The sequence below is a fragment of the Marinobacter sp. UBA2688 genome (genome assembly GCF_002352785.1).
GTDB lineage: Bacteria > Pseudomonadota > Gammaproteobacteria > Pseudomonadales > Oleiphilaceae > Marinobacter > Marinobacter salarius.
On the sequence record NZ_DELU01000032.1, the window covers coordinates 1 to 18,382 of the forward strand.

Here is an 18,382-nt window from a genome sequence, read left to right on the forward strand (position 1 = left end):
TAACTCCCCCTCCTACTCGATTCTATCCAATTGATTTACCGAGTCGAATAGCAAAGACCTATCAAATACTTTGGATCAATTAATTTGAGCTGTGGAAGGCCAGTCCGTATCGTTCTCCTATATTCGATTCACGACTCAAACCGAGTTCGCACATTCAGTTTTACGCTATCCAGAGGGGAAAAGAGAGCATGTTGGATGCCAGTATCAAGGAACAGTTGAACGCTTACATGGACAAGCTGCAGCAGCCGATCGAGCTGGTTGCCGCTTATGACGACAGCGAAAAGTCCCAGGAACTGAAGCAGTTGCTGGACGAGCTCGAGCCCATGTCTGACAAGATCAGCCTGCGCACGGAAGAGTCAGAGCAAGTACGTCGCCCGTCATTTGCCATTAACCGTGTTGGCAGCGACATCGGCGTGCGATTCGCCGGCATCCCCATGGGCCATGAATTTACCTCCCTTGTTCTGGCGCTGTTGCAGGTAGGTGGTCATCCGCCCAAGGCCAGCCAGGAAGTGATTGAACAGGTCAAAGACCTGGACGGCGACTTTGAGTTTGAAACCTACTTCTCGCTGTCGTGCCAGAACTGTCCGGACGTGGTCCAGGCGCTGAACCTGATGAGCGTCCTCAATCCAAGGATCAAGCATACGGCGATCGACGGTGCCCTGTTCCAGGATGAAGTGGAGCAGCGTGAAGTCATGGCAGTGCCCAGCGTTTATCTCAATGGCAAGCCGTTTGGCCAGGGCCGCATGACTCTGGAGCAGATTATCGCGAAGGTCGACACTGGTGCAGAGGCTCGTGACGCTGAGAAGCTCCAGCAAAAAGACCCGTTCGAGGTGCTGGTCATTGGAGGTGGCCCGGCGGGTTCGTCAGCCGCTATCTATGCTGCGCGCAAGGGTATCTCTACCGGTATCGCCGCAGAACGCTTCGGTGGCCAGGTGGCGGACACCATGGGCATCGAGAACCTGATCTCTGTGCCCTACACTGAGGGCCCCAAGCTGGTGGCGGCCATGGAGCAGCACGTCAAGGAATATGATGTAGACATCATGAACCTGCAGCGCGCTGAAAAACTGATTCCGGCGGCCCGCAAGGGTGGCTACCACGAAGTGCGTCTGGCCAATGGCGCCTCTTTGAAGAGCCGCACGCTGGTTCTGTCCACCGGCGCTCGCTGGCGCCAGATGGGTGTTCCGGGAGAAGAGGAATACCGCAATAAAGGTGTGGCCTATTGCCCGCACTGCGACGGCCCCTTGTTCAAGGGCAAGCGTGTGGCGGTGATCGGCGGCGGTAACTCCGGCGTGGAAGCGGCCATCGACCTGGCGGGTATTGTTGGCCACGTGACTCTGATTGAGTTCGGCGCTGCCATGCGCGCAGACGATGTGCTGCAGAAGAAACTGCGCAGCCTGAAGAACGTGGAAATCATTACCTCGGGCCAGACCACTGAGATTACCGGCGAGAACGGCAAGGTGAACGGCCTTCAGTATACCGACCGCACAACCGGAGAGAGCCACCATGTATCGTTGGAAGGTGTGTTCGTCCAGATTGGCCTGGTGCCGAACACCGAGTGGCTGAAAGGTGACATCGAGCTGAGCCAGCATGGCGAGATCATTGTCGACGACCGGGGCGAAACCTCCATCCCGGGCGTGTTTGCGGCCGGTGACGCTACCACCGTGCCGTACAAGCAGATCGTGATCTCTATGGGTGAAGGCTCCAAGGCCGCCCTGAGCGCGTTCGACTTCCTGATTCGAAACTCCGTTGATGAGAGCGAGAGTGACGAAGCTGCGGCCTGAAGCTCCGCCTGAAATTCGGCGTGAAAACAGGTTCACACACGGCTGACCCCTAACCAGTTCGTGTTTTTCCGCCCCGTTGTCCGGTTTCCGGATAGCGGGGCTTTTTTATGGGCGTCCCGAAACGTCAGTGGTGAGCGTATAACTGATGTTGAACAAGGCTGCGCAACTCACTGGGATTAATGGGCTTCTGCACCAGCCGGTAACCGCTGGATCTGGCCTGCTTCAGTTTATCCGGATCGGTGGTGCCGCTGATAAGCACGCCGGGGATATTGGTGCGAAAATGATCTCTCAACTGGCTAATGATTCCAATGCCGTCGGGTCCTTTAAGCAGGCTCAGGTCGGTCAGGATGAGATCCGGAGCGGTTTGTGATTCGGGCATTTTTTGAAGCATATCAACGAGTGATTCAGCCACAATCACGGTGAGACCCCAGCGGGATAGCAGTGTGTGCATGGCATCCAGAACGCTAGGGTCATCGTCGATGACAAGCACGAGTTTCTGCCTGTCGTGCGCGTGGGGATGGTTGGCATCGTGCTTTACATGATTCTCTGCCTGGGCCTCGCTTCCTAGAGGGCAGCGGATTTCGAATGTGGATCCGTACCCCACCCTGGATCGTAGTGAAAGCGGGAGGCCCAGCAATTCACACAACCTGCGTACGATGGCCAGGCCGAACCCGAGTCCTTTTTCCTGTTCCTGGCCTGCATTGTCCAGTTGCTGAAACTCGATGAACGCCGTTTCCTGCTTATCCGGCGGTATCCCTGAGCCGGTGTCGATCACCTGGATGAGGACGTGGTCTTTGCGTCGTCGCGAGGCAATGAGTACGCCACCGGTGTTGGTGTAGCGCAGAGCGTTTGTTATCAGGTTTCGCAGGATGCGCTCCAGCAGCGCGCGGTCGGAATAAACGACGGTTCTTGATGAATGCATACGCAGGCTAAGGTGCCTGTTCCTGGCTTCCTCCCGGTATTCACGCTCTAATCCTTCGAGACACTCCGCAATGTCAAAGTGATAGGGTTCCGGCTGCACGGCGTTGGCGTCCAGTCTCGAAATATCAAGAATGCCGTCAAACTGTTTTCTCAGTATGCCCAGACAGGTATCCAGGCGTCGAAAAATCCGATTGCCTTCCTGTCGGTTGTGTTTTGGCGTATCTCTTAGTGCATCAATGTACAGCGAGATGGCGTGTAATGGCTGGCGCAGATCATGGCTTGCTGTAGCGAGGATTCGCGATTTGGCGAACACAGCCTCCTGTGCCTCTCTGGTCTTGTGTTGCAGCTCACGGGCGAGATCAGCGCTGGAATAGTGCAATCGCATTTCCGAGCGAACGGTGGCGTTGAGCTGCTTTGCGATGTTTATCGCCGTCAGCAAGGCCAGCACCATAAGGCACGCAAGTGCAAGGTAAGGCAGGCTGCCGACGAAGGCCAATCTCAGTATCAATGCGATCAGAATGGGGACGCCGTACACATAGTATAGCGGCAGCCAGTGCGTACCGGAGGTAATGGAACCGATGCCAAGCGTCACAGCAACGGTAATCATGAACACCTGGTGAGGAGCAGAATGTTCATCAAAAAACGCAAAAGTCGCAATTACCCAAAGCGAACCCATGAAGGCGGTGCTCAGAAGCAGCCCCACGTGCCACTTGCTGGCGCTCTTGTCTCGTGAGGCGTGTAACTGGTAGTGCCGGGATAACAGGTATTTCGCGTAAATGCCCGCCAATGCAGCCAAAAGCCAGCCAACCAAGAGCGTTGCTTCATTGCGGGGCCATAGAACGATCACGACTGTGAGTGGCACGATCGCGGTTACGATCGACCACCTGCGCAGACTTGGAAAATACGGAGAGAGCGACTCAAACGTAATGCGTTCCTCAATGTCCAGTGCAGACATAGCGGCCTGGCTCCTGCGGTTCAGCGTTCGATAAGATCCCGTGTTCTGGCGATATGAACGCAATCGGTGCGGTTGACCGCATTCAGCTCAAGTAGCAGGGAGCCCACATGGGCTTTGACGGTGTGTTCGGTCAGGAAAAGCGCGGTGGCAATCTGGCGATTGGAATAGCCCCTGGCCATCAGTTCCAGAACCTGGCGCTGGCGTCTGGTGATATTGCCGGCGAGCGGCGTCCGTCTTGGTTTCAGGGTATCGATCTGTTTCTGGATGCCGGGTGGAATGTAGGTGTCACCTGACAGTACGCAGGCCAGCGCGGCCAGCATTTTCTGGCTGCTGTAGCTCTTGGGAATAAACCCGAGGATGCCCATTTCCAATGCCGTCTTGATGGTTCGGGCGCATTCCTCGCCGGATACCACGACGACGGGATACCAGATCCCCTGCTCATGCATTCTCTGAATAATCGATAGGCCATTAAGTCCCGGCATCACAAGATCAATCAGTACCAGATCAAATGATTCGTCAGACTCGAGTTGCGCAATGGCCTGCTCGGCACGGCTTGCTTCGGTGATATCAGGCTGGGGATGAATTTTCTGGAGAACGTGCCAGATGCCGTCGATAAAGAGCTGGTGGTCGTCCACGACGAGTATCTTCATAGCAATCGCCTGATCTGGGCCATCGAAACTGAGCAGAAGTGTAGCAAATACGCTGGCAAATACCCCTATTCCGTTGAAATTAGCGCTTATGGCTAATGATTCGTTCGCGCTCCTTACGGATACTTGTTTAGTTACAAATTGTTAACAACAACCATAAACACGAAGGTATCGTTCAGTCTGTTGAGCTTGGTCTGCCGCAATTATGGCTGCATCAGCTCCGAACCATACCAGCGTACGCTGAACGGAACTCGGAGCGATGATGAACACCCCCACTGTGAATAGCGGCAACGGATCAATGCAGGCCGGGTATGCCCGGTCTGGCCCTGTTTTATCCCCTGGAGTCTGGAAGAAACTGTCCCGCCTGACGGTTCTGGCGTTTGTGCTCCTGCTCGGCGCCTGCGGTGGCAGCAGTAGCGATGATGACACAGATTCAGCAAGCCAGATTGAACCGAATGCCGAGGAGCTTCCACCGGTCAGCGACGTCAAATCGCTCAGCCAGCGGTATGTTGAGGTGACGTTTGAACGGGCGGCCTCCGAAGACGCGGCTGAAAACATAAAAAACTACAACGTTGTACTCTCCAACGGAAACTCTGCGCCGGTTGTTGCGGCAAACATGGCGGCAGATGGCAGAACGGTGCTTCTTGAGATTGCCCCCGCCCGGTCAGACCTCCAGTTGGTGCCCAACGGCACCCTGGAGTTCGATCTGGTGGGCGTGGATGATCCGGCAACGGTGTTCACCGGCAACGGCACAAATGAGCCGATCATTGAGTCCGTCGCCTCCCTGAGCGATACGGTGGTCGAGGTGCTGTTCAATGAGCCGGTGTCAGACAATGCGGGCTTTCTGGAAAACTACCGGATTGAAACGCCAGGGGGCGAAACGCTGGAGATTCTGGCGGCCACTATGGGCGCTTCCGGTGATAGCGTGATTCTGACCACCGGGCCGCAGGACGATGTGCCCTACACCGTCACGCTGACCGGCGTTTCTGGCAAGGTGAGCGCTCTACCACTGCTTGCGTCCGCCAGTAACCTGAATTTCTCAGGCCTTTCCCGCAATACGGCAGCGTCCACGGCTCCTGCAGTGACCAGCGCGCGCTCGTCTGGCAATACTGGTGTGGTGATTGACTTCAACAAGCCAATGGGAATAAGCGCCATCAACCCGGCCAACTATGCGATTGGCCAGGAAAACGTTAATCCTGAAGCCAGTGGCCTGACGGTTGTCTCTGCTGAATTCTCCGGCGCTGATCGCAGTGCCGTTGTGCTGACCACCCGTTCCCAGAATTCGCTGACCTACCGGGTGACGGTGGGCAACGTCCGGGATATTAACGGCCAGTCGTTCAGTGTCGCTAATGGCACCCTCGATGTGATTGTCGCCAACAGTACCACCTTTGCCGGCACCGGGCCGGACGCCGGTACGCTGGTTGATACCGACGGCGATGGCCTCTACGACAACGAAGAACAGAGCGGTTATACCGTGATCATTGAGATGGCCAACGGCGACATCGTAGAACGCCAGGTCACCAGTGACCCGGACGTGGCCGACACCGATGGCGACGGTGTCAGTGATGGCGCGGAACTGCAGTACGGCATGAACCCCCGCGCCACCGACACCGATGGCGACGGCCTCGATGATAACCTCGAACTCAACACTATTTTCAGCAACCCGTTTGCGCAGGACTCTGACAACGATGGCTTGCAGGATGGCTTCGAACACTTCGACTTGAAGACATCGCCACTGCTTGCTGATACCGACGGTGACCAACTCTCTGACTATACCGAACTGTTTGAGTTGAACCGGAACCCACTGCTTGCGGACCTGCCCAAACTGCGCATTGATGTGGGGAATGTTCGACTGCAGATTGACGAGCGCTACAGCTACACGGACGAGACCGGCGAAGTGATCTCCCAGGAGTCAAGCTCCAATTCGACGCTGGTGACCAGCGAGAGCACTTCGTTTACAAGTTCAAGCAGTGATACCACGGAGTGGGGCGTCGAGGCGTCACTTCGGGCGGGACTTGGAAGTGGCAATTTCTTCGGCGGGAGTAGCAATAACTTAAGTGGTGGCGCTGAGCTGACGGTTACTGGCGGTTACAGTGCGTCCAGCACGGTGGCCACGGATGACGAGTCGGCGCAGGAAAGCCAGGAAGTTTACGAGAACTCCCTGGTCAAGGGGGCAGAGCTGTCCACTACCAATACGGTAGCGAGGGAAGTCGTCGGGGCCCGGATTGATGTTGATCTGTCGATTCTCAATCTTGGCAACGTTCCTTTTAACGTGAGCGATATTGAAATTACGGTGTTGCAACAAGTCGGTAGTAGGACCAACTTCCTGCCGGTCGCTACGCTGGTGTCGAACTCAGAGCTAATTTCAGGGACGCCACTGAGTGTTAGCCTGGGGGCGTTCAGCACCGAGCGCGGACCATTTTTGTTCGCCAGCCGTGAAGTGTTCCCGAACCTAGTTGAGGACATAATGCGCAAGCCGGACGGCTTGGTCTTTCGAGTGGCCAATTACCGGGTGACCGATGAACTGGGCCGTACCTATACCTTTATCAACCAAGTGGCCCGCGACCGCACCGCCCGTATCGCGCTAGATTTTGGTGATGCAGATTCAGCAACGGATTATCTGGTCGCAACCAGCGGCGTGTTGGATGATGGCGGGGTCTCCGGTGGCGGGTATCTGGGAGGTTATGCCCCAAATGGCGACGCGATCGGTTTGCCGATTGGTTATGTGCTGGAGGCTATCATGGACGTTCCGCGGCACGACACCACGCTTGACCGAATCGTTTCCGGTGTTAATGGTTTTCTTGACACCGATAACCCGACATCGGTGGGCGGCGACGACATCGTCACCCAGTTTAATGGAGAGGCGGTGGTTACTGTTGGTCCGAATGGGTGGTTGGACAGCCGACCTGCAGGCGATGATTTAATCCTCAACCCTGATGTCGCCAGCGGCATTGTTGCAGGTTTGAACAAACGCGCCGACAGTCTGGCTCAGGGGGACGATGTCCAGATTGTGCCCCGAGATACCACCGGTTTAAGTATCGGAACGCTGGTGATCGGTCCAGGAGCCAACGGCAGATTGGACACGGGGCGCTTCGGCGACGATCAAGTTGAGTTTGTGAGTGGCTATGAGACCAGTCGCACTTGTGCGGTTAGCTCCAACAAAGCGGGTGACGTGTGTCGGGTCGCTGCAGACTGCGGGTGCGAGGCAGGCGACTCAGACGTTCGGTGCCTGGTTCCGGTTGTGGAACCGGTCAATGCCTGTAGCGGACCGGAACAACTGGTGCGCATTAACACCATGCGCAATGGTGACTTGAACCGGGGCTGGGTCGTACTGACGGCTGAAAGCCTACCGCCTGCAGCGGATTTCAATGAAATTCTGGTGGAAGCGGGCAACGACCTGTTTCTGGCGTTTCTGCAAGACTTGGACGGGGATGGTCTGTTTGCCCGCAACGAGTTCCTGTCAGGATCCACGGACAGCGGAACGGACAACTACGTCAACGGTTCCTTTGGGGAAGGTTTTGATCCGGATGTGGCCGGAGGGTGCCCGCTGCCGGAGCCTTTCTGCGACGGCATCCCGGATTCCAGGGATACCGACCGGGATGGCCTGGGAGATTTCGCAGAAATCAATGTGGGCTGGAAGGTTGCAGTGGACGGCGGCAACCTGAGGCAAACCTTCTCATCACCGCGCTTTCGGGATACCGATGGCGACGGGTTGCTCGACCCCGTTGAGCAGGACTTGCGTCGTTACTGCGAGGCGAATGACTCCCGAACGGACGCTTTGTGTGCATTTTTACAACGAGACCCTGTGGTCATAGATCAGGCCATTGGCATCATTGCCGGCAGAAATGGTGTAGCAGAGAGCCAGGCGAGCGATACCGATGAGCAGTTGGTGCCGGTGGGGGCCATCGTGGCGTATGGTACGGCGGTGGTTGGTCCTGGTACGGATAACATTCTGACAACCAGCCTGGCGGGCGACGATCTTTACGAATCGATCAACAGCATCCCGCCGGCGACGGACCCGACTCAGCGGGATACCGACCGGGATGCCATTTCGGACTTCATCGAGCTTGAGGGCTTTGATGCTGGACTGGCGATCGTGGATGGTGGCAACGGAATTGCCGATTCGTTAAAGAATGGTGACGATATTCAGCGCGTGTTTTCAGGCAACCCTGTCTATCCGGAAAGTGTTGTTATTCTTCCGGGAAACAATCAGTTGATTGATAGTGTCACCAAAGGTGATGACAGAGTTCGCCCTGCTATTGAGGGCCTGGTCAGTGACCCGTTGCGACGGGATACTGATGCGGATACTTTTGTAGACGGCCTGGAGCTGGCGCTGGGGTCGAACCCGACAGAGTTTGACGGTTCTGACTTCATCGATTCCGATCTCGATGGTCTTTCAGATCGGGAAGAAGACACGCTGGGATGGGTGGTGAGCGTGAACGGAGCCATAGGCCGTCAGGTTAATTCGAGCCCGTCGCTGCCCGATACCGATTTCGACGGCTTGCCGGATGTGATTGAACGGGACCTGCGGACCGACCCCAATAATCAGGATACTGATGGTGACGGACTGTCTGACTACGAGGAAGTGAATGACCTGAGAAAGTATGCCGAGCTTGGGCAGCTCTATCCGGTTCTGGATTTCCCGAGCTCGACCGGGGGCCTGGGAACCAATCCGTTACTTTCCGACAGCGATTCGGATGGCTTGTCGGATAAAGCAGAAACGCAAGAGGGTTTTCTCCTGCTTATCCCTGGTCGCTCGACCGCAAGTACGTTTTACACCAACCCATTGCTGGCTGATACCGATCTTGATGGCGTGAACGATGGTGACGAGGTGAATCGCGGCGGATTGAATCCTGAGCCAACGGATCCGACAGATCCCGATACGGATGATGACAATCGTAATGACGGTCAGGAAAGGGCAGCGAGCAGCAATCCGTTTGTTCCCGATGCAGTGGTCACTCTTCGCTACACTTTCTTATCGTTGAATGCTGCTGGCAGTGACAACGAATGGGATTGGACATTTTATGCCCAGGGAGGCGGCGATCGGTATCCAGGTAGAGTTGTCGTAAACACAAGAGAATTCACCGATAACTCTTCTTTCGTGTTAGTGGAAGCACCGGCCTGCAATTACATTGAAGTCGGGAACCTTGCGACTCTCTACTTTAGCGGCAGTTATGCAGACCAGACGTTTGTGATGCAGGCGGGGGATGCCATTGTGTTAAACGGGACAGTCAGAGAGATCGACGGGAGCGGTGGATTTTGCCCTGCTGGAGCTCCTGTAGAGGTCGATGAGCTAGCTACTTTCGAAAAGGTTCTGACCTTTGAAGACATTGTTGGTAGTGCTGCAGGTCGAAACGGGACTATTACAACGGTTGCATTAACGGGTAGCGCGACGCCGAATGTTGGCTGGCAGGTGCTGGTCGAGTAGCAGTCAGTCCGAAGTCGAGAGCTTCTCAAACTGACTGGCTACAAATTCCGCCCGTTGTCCAGCTTCTGGATAGCGGGCTTTTTTGTGGACGTCTATTCCGTGCACATAGGCCAGGTTGAATGGTTCGATTACTTTCTGTACACTTTATTTTAATTGAACGTTCAATTAATAAAACGGACAGGAAGCGCGATGCCGATTGTTGGCGTGAAAGACACCCGAAAGCAGCAACTGATTGATGCCACCATGGCGTCTATTGCCGAGCTGGGGCTGCAGAACACCACCATCATCTCCATCAGCCGTCGTGCCGGCATGTCGTCCGGCATCATCAGCCACTATTTCGGTGGTAAGCAGGGGCTGATCGAAGCCGCGTTGCGTTATTTGCTGGACCAGTTGGGGAAGGAATTGCGGGAGCGGATGGCCCGCACCGACGGGTCGCCTGAACAACGCCTTCAGTGCATCGTGGAAGCCAACTTTTCCGAGTTCCAGCGTACCGATCTGGCGGCAAAGACCTGGCTCAGCTTCTGGGCCCGCTCCATGCACGAGCCGGGTTTGCAGCGCCTGCAGCAGATCAACAACGCCAGGCTGTACAGTAATCTGCGTTACTCCTTCGCCCAGCGTTTGCCAAAACAGGCCGCCACCGAAGCCGCCCGCCAGCTGGCGTCGATGATCGACGGTTTCTGGCTGCGAAGTGCCCTGAGCACCGATCCCCAGGAAGGCTTCTCAGCGGCGGAAACGCTGTGTAAACGATTTGCATTGAACGCACTCGAATCCGCCCTTAATTAACCCCGAATTCACACGATCAGGTTTGAATCCCATGACTGAATTGCCCCGTTATCAGAATTTTATCAACGGCCAGCCCATGGCCAATGCCTCCGGTGAAACCTTCCCGGTTGTGAATCCGGCCACGGGCGAAGTGATCTATGAAATGGAAATCGCCGATGAAGCTGTCCAAAAGGCCGCGATAGACAGCGCCCAGGACGGCTTCAAGGTCTGGTCTGCGATGACCGGTGCCCAGCGTGGCCGTATTCTCCAGCGTGCCGTGGCGTTGCTGCGGGAGCGTAATGACGAACTGGCTGCCCTGGAAGTTCAGGACACCGGCAAACCCTGGCAGGAAGCTCAGGTCGTAGACGTGGTAACCGGTGCAGACACCCTGGAGTATTTTGCGGGGCTGGCGCCCTCGGTAGAGGGCAACCAGCAGGACCTTGGCGGGGATTTCTATTACACCCGTCGTGAGCCGCTGGGCGTGTGCGCTGGTATCGGTGCGTGGAACTACCCGCTGCAGATTGCCTGCTGGAAGTCCGCCCCGGCCCTGGCTACCGGCAACAGCATGATCTTCAAGCCCTCGGAGGAAACACCAATGGGCGCCCTCAAGCTGGCGGAGATCTTTGTCGAAGCCGGCGTACCGGCCGGCGTGTTCAACGTGGTCCAGGGCGCGGGCGATGTCGGTGCCTGGCTGACCCACAACCCCGATATCGCCAAGGTGTCGTTTACCGGGGAGGTCGGTACTGGCAGGAAGGTGATGACCGCTGCCGCTTCAACCCTGAAAGACGTCACCATGGAGCTGGGTGGTAAATCACCGCTGATTATTTTCGATGACGCGGATATCGATAACGCGGTGTCCGCCGCCATGCTGGGTAACTTCTATACCCAGGGAGAGGTCTGCACCAACGGGACGCGCGTGTTTGTGCATGAAGACATCTATTCGGAGTTCATGGACCGCCTGCTGGAGCGGACACTGAACAATATCCGTATGGGCGATCCCACCGATCCGGACACCAACTTCGGCGCGCTGATCTCACAGAAGCATCAGCAACTGGTGCTGGACTACATCGAGAAAGGCATTGCCGAGGGTGCAACCCTCAGTCACGGCGGCAAGGCCGCGAAGCCGGCCTCCGCGCCCGGGGGTTACTTTGTGGAGCCCACGATCTTCACCGACTGTACCGATGACATGACCATCTGCCGCGAGGAAATTTTCGGGCCGGTGATGTCGGTACTGACCTTCTCCGACGAGGAGGAAGTGATCGACCGTGCAAATAGCACGGATACGGGCCTGGCAGCCGGGGTATTCACCAGCGACATTCGTCGGGCCCACCGTGTCATTCATCGCATCCAGGCTGGCATCTGCTGGATCAACAGCTACGGAGCATCGCCTGCGGAAATGCCGGTGGGTGGCTACAAGCTCTCCGGTGTTGGCCGCGAGAACGGCCGAGTCACACTCGACCACTACACCCAACTGAAGGCGGTGTACGTGGGCATGGAGGACATAGACAGCCCTTTTTAAGCGGGTTGTCAGGAGTTGCGTATGAAAGAAGTGAACTACGATTACATCATTGTCGGCGCGGGGTCTGCAGGCTGTGTGCTGGCCAACCGGCTTACCGAGGATGGCCGCCACCGGGTGCTGCTGCTGGAAACCGGCGGCAGCGACAAGAGCATCTTTATCCAGATGCCCACGGCGCTGTCCATCCCCATGAACACCAAAAAATACGCCTGGCAGTTTGAGACCGAGCCGGAGCCCTACCTGGATAACCGCCGCATGCACTGCCCCCGGGGCAAGGTGCTGGGCGGCTCTTCCTCCATTAACGGCATGGTTTACGTACGTGGCCATGCCCGTGATTTCGACGAGTGGCAGGAGCAGGGCGCCGAGGGCTGGGACTATCGCCACTGCCTGCCCTATTTCAAGAAGGCGGAAACCTGGGCCTTTGGCGCTGATGACTACCGTGGTGACCAGGGCCCGCTGGGCGTGAATAACGGCAATAACATGCAGAACCCGCTCTACAAGGCCTTTGTGGACGCAGGTGTGGATGCTGGCTACTTCGCCACCGATGACTACAACGGCGAGCGCCAGGAAGGTTTCGGCGCCATGCACATGACCGTCAAGAATGGTCGCCGCTGGTCTACCGCCAACGCATACCTGCGCCCCGCCATGGCGCGGGACAATCTGACCGTGGTCACCCATGCGCTGGTGCACAAGGTGTTGCTGGAAGGCAAACAGGCCACCGGTGTACGCTACGAAAAAGACGGCAAGCTGGTGGATGTTATGGCGTCAGAGGAAGTGATCCTGTCCGCCGGGTCTATCGGTTCGCCCCATCTGTTGCAGCTTTCCGGCATTGGCAACCGCGACGTACTGGAGCAGGCCAAGATCCCGGTCAATCATGAACTGCCCGGTGTGGGCGGCAACCTGCAGGATCACCTGGAGTTCTATTTCCAGTTCCGCTGCAAGCAGCCGGTCTCTCTCAATGGCAAGCTCGACTGGTGGAACAAGCTCAAGATCGGTGTTCGCTGGTTACTTAAGAAAGACGGCCTGGGTGCCACCAATCACTTTGAGTCCTGCGGATTTATCCGCTCCAAGGCGGGCGTCGAGTGGCCGGATCTGCAGTATCACTTTTTGCCAGCGGCCATGCGCTACGACGGCAAGGAAGCCTTCGATGGCGACGGCTTCCAGCTGCATATCGGCCACAACAAGCCCAAGAGCCGTGGTTCGGTAACTGTGCAGTCAGACGATCCGCGCCAGCCGCCGCGCATCCAGTTCAACTACCTGCAGCACGAGGATGACCGCGAAGGCTTCCGTGATTGCGTGCGCCTGACCCGTGAGATTGTCAGCCAGCCGGCGATGGACGCCTATCGAGGCTCCGAAATCCAGCCCGGCGTTGATGTGCAGAGTGACGAGGAAATAGACGCCTTTGTCCGCCAGGCGGTGGAAAGCGCCTATCACCCGTCCTGCACCTGCAAGATGGGTGTGGATGATCAGGCGGTGGTAGGGCCCGATACGCTGGTTCATGGCCTCACCGGCCTGCGGGTAGTGGACTCGTCCATCTTCCCCACTATTCCCAACGGCAACCTCAATGCTCCCACCATCATGGTGGCGGAGCGTGCCGCTGACCTCATTCGTGGCCTGGCGCCACTGAATCCGTCTGACGCCCCTGTGGCGATGGACGAGCAATGGCGAGATCGCCAGCGCCCCGGAGGGGCCGCGCGCGAGATCGCCTGATACCGTTCCCGGCGGCGCAATGGCCGCCGGTTGTTATGCAAACCATCAGGACTTACCTATCGTCGCTGCGGCGCGATAACCGTGTCGTTCTGAGCGCGCGATAGTTAAGTGTTGACCCGTCAACGCGGGGGTTTGTGTCCGATTCGAATGAACACGTGCCTCAAAGTAGAGGAGGAACACCCATGTTGTCCCATATAATAAGTAACGCCAGAAACTGGAGGTGTGTATGACACTCTGGTTATCCACAGGCCTGATTTTCACTTTTGCGGCTATCGCGCTGATCCTGTTCAAATGGTGGGACCTGAAAGTCATCGGCGTGACGCCGGTACGTACCTTCACGTTTATCGCCATTCTGTTTACCTCGGGCCTGGATGTCGGCCTGATCATGTTTCCGCTGACGGAATTTGCCGGTTACGGCAACCTGACGGAAAGCCCCGAATACGGCTTCGCTAACCCACTGGCGATTGAGTTCGGGTTCTGGGCCTTTCTGATCTGGGGGTTCTACTTCCTTACCTGCTTCTACTTCTGTGTGATCGAGCCGCGGGTGAAGTTCTTCGACATACCGCTGGTGCGAGTGGTCAACAATATGGTGATCATCGGCACCTGTGCCTTTACCGCGTTCCTGTTGCTGGTCAACCTGCCCTGGTATCTGCCGGAAATTGGTGACGGCGAAACCGTCGTGCCTACGTTCTACCTGATCGTCTTCGCGGCGATTGCGGCGGCGGTTTATTCCAGCAGTAAAATCAAATACGTGCGCATACTCAGCCTGGGTTCCAGTTGGCTGTTTATCGCGCTGATTGCGGTAATGTGGGGCCGTGCCTTCCTGACGGGCAACGGCAGTGTCGGCGACTTCTTTGGCACGGCAGGGTTGATTGGTGAGTACTTCACCAACCTGCATCACTTCATGTTGCCGTTGAACGACTACCACGAGTTTTACCTGTTCTGGTGGTTCTCCTGGAGCATCATGATCGGCCAGTTCACTGCGCGCTTTGTCAGTGGCCTGCGCACCTGGCAGTTGATGATCGCGATGCTGGTGTTTCCGTCCATTGCCATCGGTACCTGGTTCTCGGTGCTCTACCATTACCACGCTGAAGGCCTGAACATCGCCAGCTACATCAACATAGCCATGATCACGGTGGGTATCCTGATGGTGATCAACTCACTGGACTCGCTGATCCGGCTCTACACAGACAATCTCAACCTGACCGCAAGCCGGCTGGGCCAGTGGAAATATTACTTCGGCAATCTGATTGCGATGTGTGGTTTGACGCTGCTGTTCCAGCTCGACTTCCTGCGCATTCAGTGGGTGGGCGCTCTGGTGATTGCGCTGTACTTCGGCTGCTTCGTGTACATTGTCACGAAACGTCGCGCTGAGGTGATGGGCATTGAAGGTTCGCCCAAAGAGAATACACTCGACTTCAGGAAGATTGAGTTAGCGAGCTAGATAGCATCACACACCATCAGGGGAAACCCGGGAGGGCTTTATGTTTCTCGCCGAGAAATCGACCGGACACATGATTGAGGTGTTGGACACCAAAATGCTGATCGACCCCAACGAATCGACCGTTAAGGGCAGTCTGCATTTTGGCGAAGAAGCCCAGGACCCGGAGTTTTTCGACAAGGCCGGCCTGAATTTCCCCTCCGGGGAATCCCTGCCGCAGTGCTGGACGGACCCGGATTACCGCAGGCGGTGATCCGGGTTAACCGCAGCCATCAAATGCCAGGTCGGGCTGCCCGCGATGTTTGAGGGAATGAGCCTGACAGAGATGGCGGGCCAGGCGGTCAGCCTGATTGCACTGGGTTTCTGCATTGTCGGCTTTGCCAGCAAGCGGGACGACCGTTTGATGGTGCTGCTGATCTCCGCGAATGTGGCCTTTGCCCTTCAGTTTGCCCTGTTCGGCAGTTGGACGGCGGCGGTGCTGAGTTTGCTGGTGATCGGCCGTATCGTGCTGGCCCGGCGATACCTGGGCAACTGGAAAGTCATGCTGGCGGTGCTCGCGGTAAACCTGCTGGCAGCGGCTCTGACCTGGCGGACGCCCGTCGATTTCTTTGCCATTGGCGCGGCCATGTTCGGCACCGTCGGCATGTTTATGCTGCGCGGCATTCCCATGCGGCTGACGCTGGCCGCTGCTGCGATCTGCTGGATGTTGAACAACCTGCTGATTGGCTCTGTCGGCGGCACGCTGGCAGAGGGTATGGTGGTGGTGACCAATTTCATCACCATCTTCCGCCTGGCGAGAATGAAGCGCCGTTATCCGGAGGCCTTCGCCAAACTGAACGAGCCGGACTCATAGCCGGCCGCGTTCAAAACCCTTCAGTACGTTCACCACATTCACGCCAATGGCATCTACATCGTAGCCTCCTTCCATGGTGAACAGGGTGGGCAGGTTCAGTTTCGCCAGCCGCTCCCCCAATGAGGGAACACCAGGTCCGGGTCGCCGTGCAGGCTGATGGTCAGGACGTCGCTGCGCTGGTAGAAAATGGCCTGGGTACCGTTGCCATGATGGAAGTCGACATCCAATATCGCCACGCGTTTGGCGCCCTGGTCTCGAAATGCCTGGGCGGAAATAGCCGCGTTATTGAAAAAGCAGTAGCCTCCGAACAGGTCGGCATGGGCGTGATGCCCGGGTGGGCGGCATAGTGCAAACGCGGCAGGGTCTCCGTTGGCCACCAGTGACTGTGCGGTCAGCGCTACGTTTGCCGAGGCGCAGGCAGCATCCCAGGTACCCTCGGTGATCGAGGTCTCGGCGGCAAAGCTGTAGTAGCCCAGGCGGCCGTCGATGTCTTTGGGTACCCTTTCCCGCATACCCCGGCCCGGCCAGACGGCGGGAATGGCCTCGCCGGGTTTGTTCTCGGCTTCCCAATCCTCCCAGCAGATTTGAAGGAAGTTCACGTAATCCGGGGTGTGCACGCGCAGAATCGGTTCCAGGCCGAAGTCTTCTGGCGGAAGGACGTCTCCCAGTTGTTCCTGTTTGACCCGGCTCAGTATGGTTTCCGCCCGGGAGGGCTTCTCGTGGGGCGCGATAAGCATGCCACCGTCCAGCTCAGTTGTGGCGGTACGGCGGTTGTGCAGTGGGGAAAAAACGGTCTTCATGGAAAACGATTCAGTGTTGGTTGCAAAGTGTCGTTCGCTGGCGGTCCCTGGCCGATATCTGACAGTATATTACCCATCTAACCAAACAACGAACCTGTTACAGGATGCCGTCATGAAAATCGCTGTCTTCTGTGGTTCCAGCCGGGGCAATGATGTAGGTTTTGCTGAAGCCGCCGAAGTGTTCGGACAGTACATGGCCAGCCAGGGTATGGATCTTGTGTTCGGCGGTGGCAAGGTGGGACTGATGGGGGTGGTGGCCGATGCGGTGCTTGCTGGCGGCGGTCAGGTGTACGGGGTGATCCCCGAGTCTTTACGTGATCGTGAGCTCGCCCACCAGGGGCTGACCCGGCTGGATGTGGTTGGCTCGATGCATGAGCGCAAAGCGCTGATGGCAGACATGGCCGATGCGTTCGTGGCTTTGCCCGGTGGGCCAGGCACCATGGATGAAATCTTCGAGGCCTGGACCTGGGGCCAGCTTGGGTACCACAGCAAGCCGTGTGCCTTCTACAACGTCGATGGCTACTACGATGATTTGCTGGCTTTCATCCGCAAGATGTCGGGCGCCGGCTTCCTGAAACCGGAGTACGCCGAGATGGTCATCGTGGCGGACCAGCCAGTGGATCTGGTAACGGCGCTGAAAAACTATCAGCCGCCGTCCCGCAAATGGTCGTGAAGCTGCTGTAGGCTCAGGTTTTCCGCCGCCAATGAGCGCGAAGATACGCAGAGTGCACCGCAGGCGGCCCCGAGTCGAAGGCAGGTTTGCAGGTTTTCACCGCGCAGGTAGCCGCACAGAAAGCCACTGAAGAATGCATCACCTGCTCCATTGGTATCCTGCACCTGGCGAACCTGAAAAGCCGGTTGTTCAACCCATTGCCCGTCTCGGCTCAACAGCGTGGCGCCGTCACTGCCGTGAGTGCATACTACCAATTCCTTACCATCGCCGATCATCCTTTCCATAAACCCGCGATAGTCCGGCAGATTGTCACTGGACAGGAAAATCACGCTGGCGGACTCAATAAACGGCTGATGGTGGGGGTTACGGCCGTCGTAGTCGTGAAGGTCCGTCCAGATGGGCTTGTTGGCGTTTTTTGCCAGTGTCATCGCCGGCTTGGTGTAGCCCAGTATATTGATCACCACCAACGTACAGTCGGAGATTGCGGCGGCCACCGGTACCCAGTCAACGACAGCTGGATCAGCCGGTGGCTGTACAAACAGGGAAATCCGGCCACCGTGAGGGTCCATCAGGTTCACGTGCTGCTCTGTCGGCGTGTCGGTGATTTCTGCAAGCAGCTCGATGCCGGGTTTTGCCAGTGCGTGGCGCACCCGATCGGCTTCAGTATCCTTTCCCAGCAGGGTATGGAGGACAACCGGATGCCCCAAAGCTGCCAGATTCAGCGCTTTGCCGGCACCGGTGCTGCCGACGGCTTTGTAACTGTGCCTGGGCCACAGTGTTTGCGGTGTTGGCGTTGGCAGGGCATCCAACTGAATGATGGTATTCAGCGATGCGCCGCCGATGACGACGATGGGTTTGTTCATGGGGTTGGTCTCGGCAGGAAGATCAGCCCATC

At 57.1% G+C, this 18,382-nt stretch carries 12 protein-coding genes and 1 pseudogene; 9 read left to right on the forward strand and 4 right to left on the reverse strand.

The window, feature by feature from the left end:
• Positions 1 to 188: 188 nt before the first annotated feature.
• On the forward strand, positions 189 to 1,781 hold the full coding sequence (ahpF, locus tag B3M52_RS19530; protein ID WP_036211647.1) for an alkyl hydroperoxide reductase subunit F: 1,593 nt from the start codon (positions 189 to 191) through the stop codon (positions 1,779 to 1,781).
• Between the two features lie 124 nt (positions 1,782 to 1,905).
• Here the strand turns inward: ahpF and B3M52_RS19535 are convergent, their stop codons facing one another.
• Positions 1,906 to 3,657 (reverse strand): ATP-binding response regulator, encoded by a 1,752-nt coding sequence (locus tag B3M52_RS19535; protein ID WP_075194612.1) that lies wholly within the window; start codon positions 3,655 to 3,657, stop codon positions 1,906 to 1,908.
• Between the two features lie 20 nt (positions 3,658 to 3,677).
• Positions 3,678 to 4,307, reverse strand: coding sequence for a response regulator (locus tag B3M52_RS19540; RefSeq protein WP_075194613.1), 630 nt, complete (start codon positions 4,305 to 4,307; stop codon positions 3,678 to 3,680).
• Positions 4,308 to 4,566: 259 nt separating this feature from the next.
• On the opposite strand from B3M52_RS19540, the gene B3M52_RS19545 reads away from it, so the two are divergent.
• From B3M52_RS19545 to B3M52_RS19575, 7 genes are all read left to right on the forward strand, one after another.
• Positions 4,567 to 9,732, forward strand: coding sequence for a hypothetical protein (locus B3M52_RS19545; RefSeq protein ID WP_143743776.1), 5,166 nt, complete (start codon positions 4,567 to 4,569; stop codon positions 9,730 to 9,732).
• A gap of 189 nt (positions 9,733 to 9,921) precedes the next feature.
• Positions 9,922 to 10,515 carry a transcriptional regulator BetI gene (gene betI, locus B3M52_RS19550; protein WP_036211644.1) on the forward strand — a complete coding sequence of 198 codons (594 nt, stop codon included), beginning with the start codon at positions 9,922 to 9,924 and terminating at the stop codon, positions 10,513 to 10,515.
• 31 nt (positions 10,516 to 10,546) lie between these two features.
• Entirely contained in the window at positions 10,547 to 12,013 is a 1,467-nt protein-coding gene (betB, locus tag B3M52_RS19555) for a betaine-aldehyde dehydrogenase (RefSeq protein WP_075194615.1), read from the forward strand.
• Between the two features lie 21 nt (positions 12,014 to 12,034).
• Positions 12,035 to 13,720: a choline dehydrogenase gene (betA, locus tag B3M52_RS19560; protein WP_075194616.1), complete on the forward strand. Its 1,686-nt coding sequence runs from the start codon at positions 12,035 to 12,037 to the stop codon at positions 13,718 to 13,720.
• Positions 13,721 to 13,946: 226 nt separating this feature from the next.
• Positions 13,947 to 15,164, forward strand: a complete 1,218-nt coding sequence (locus B3M52_RS19565) for a choline transporter (protein WP_075194617.1) — start codon at positions 13,947 to 13,949, stop codon at positions 15,162 to 15,164.
• A gap of 40 nt (positions 15,165 to 15,204) precedes the next feature.
• The gene (locus tag B3M52_RS19570; protein ID WP_041332895.1) at positions 15,205 to 15,414 is read left to right on the forward strand and encodes a hypothetical protein; all 210 of its coding nucleotides are present in this window, start codon (positions 15,205 to 15,207) and stop codon (positions 15,412 to 15,414) included.
• Between the two features lie 45 nt (positions 15,415 to 15,459).
• On the forward strand, positions 15,460 to 16,014 hold the full coding sequence (locus B3M52_RS19575; RefSeq protein ID WP_036211628.1) for a YgjV family protein: 555 nt from the start codon (positions 15,460 to 15,462) through the stop codon (positions 16,012 to 16,014).
• On the opposite strand, the pseudogene B3M52_RS19580 reads toward B3M52_RS19575, so the two are convergent.
• Positions 16,009 to 16,814, reverse strand: a pseudogene (locus tag B3M52_RS19580) (histone deacetylase family protein). The gene B3M52_RS19575 and the pseudogene B3M52_RS19580 overlap by 6 nt on opposite strands.
• Positions 16,815 to 16,926: 112 nt before the next feature.
• Between B3M52_RS19580 and B3M52_RS19585 the strand changes: the two are divergent.
• A complete protein-coding gene (locus tag B3M52_RS19585; RefSeq protein ID WP_075194618.1) occupies positions 16,927 to 17,487 on the forward strand; it encodes a TIGR00730 family Rossman fold protein in 561 nt (186 codons plus the stop codon).
• On the opposite strand, the gene B3M52_RS19590 is transcribed toward B3M52_RS19585, so the two are convergent.
• Positions 17,460 to 18,350: a carbohydrate kinase family protein gene (locus B3M52_RS19590; RefSeq protein ID WP_075194619.1), complete on the reverse strand. Its 891-nt coding sequence runs from the start codon at positions 18,348 to 18,350 to the stop codon at positions 17,460 to 17,462. The two genes, B3M52_RS19585 and B3M52_RS19590, sit on opposite strands and share 28 nt — an antisense overlap.
• Positions 18,351 to 18,382 lie beyond the last annotated feature (32 nt).

Coding starts and splice junctions, on each gene's coding strand:
- ahpF (WP_036211647.1), top strand. CDS start 189: ATGTTGGATGCCAGTATCAAGGAACAGTTGAACGCTTACATGGACAAG.
- B3M52_RS19535 (WP_075194612.1), bottom strand. CDS start 3,657: ATGTCTGCACTGGACATTGAGGAACGCATTACGTTTGAGTCGCTCTCT.
- B3M52_RS19540 (WP_075194613.1), bottom strand. CDS start 4,307: ATGAAGATACTCGTCGTGGACGACCACCAGCTCTTTATCGACGGCATC.
- B3M52_RS19545 (WP_143743776.1), top strand. CDS start 4,567: ATGAACACCCCCACTGTGAATAGCGGCAACGGATCAATGCAGGCCGGG.
- betI (WP_036211644.1), top strand. CDS start 9,922: ATGCCGATTGTTGGCGTGAAAGACACCCGAAAGCAGCAACTGATTGAT.
- betB (WP_075194615.1), top strand. CDS start 10,547: ATGACTGAATTGCCCCGTTATCAGAATTTTATCAACGGCCAGCCCATG.
- betA (WP_075194616.1), top strand. CDS start 12,035: ATGAAAGAAGTGAACTACGATTACATCATTGTCGGCGCGGGGTCTGCA.
- B3M52_RS19565 (WP_075194617.1), top strand. CDS start 13,947: ATGACACTCTGGTTATCCACAGGCCTGATTTTCACTTTTGCGGCTATC.
- B3M52_RS19570 (WP_041332895.1), top strand. CDS start 15,205: ATGTTTCTCGCCGAGAAATCGACCGGACACATGATTGAGGTGTTGGAC.
- B3M52_RS19575 (WP_036211628.1), top strand. CDS start 15,460: ATGTTTGAGGGAATGAGCCTGACAGAGATGGCGGGCCAGGCGGTCAGC.
- B3M52_RS19585 (WP_075194618.1), top strand. CDS start 16,927: ATGAAAATCGCTGTCTTCTGTGGTTCCAGCCGGGGCAATGATGTAGGT.
- B3M52_RS19590 (WP_075194619.1), bottom strand. CDS start 18,350: ATGAACAAACCCATCGTCGTCATCGGCGGCGCATCGCTGAATACCATC.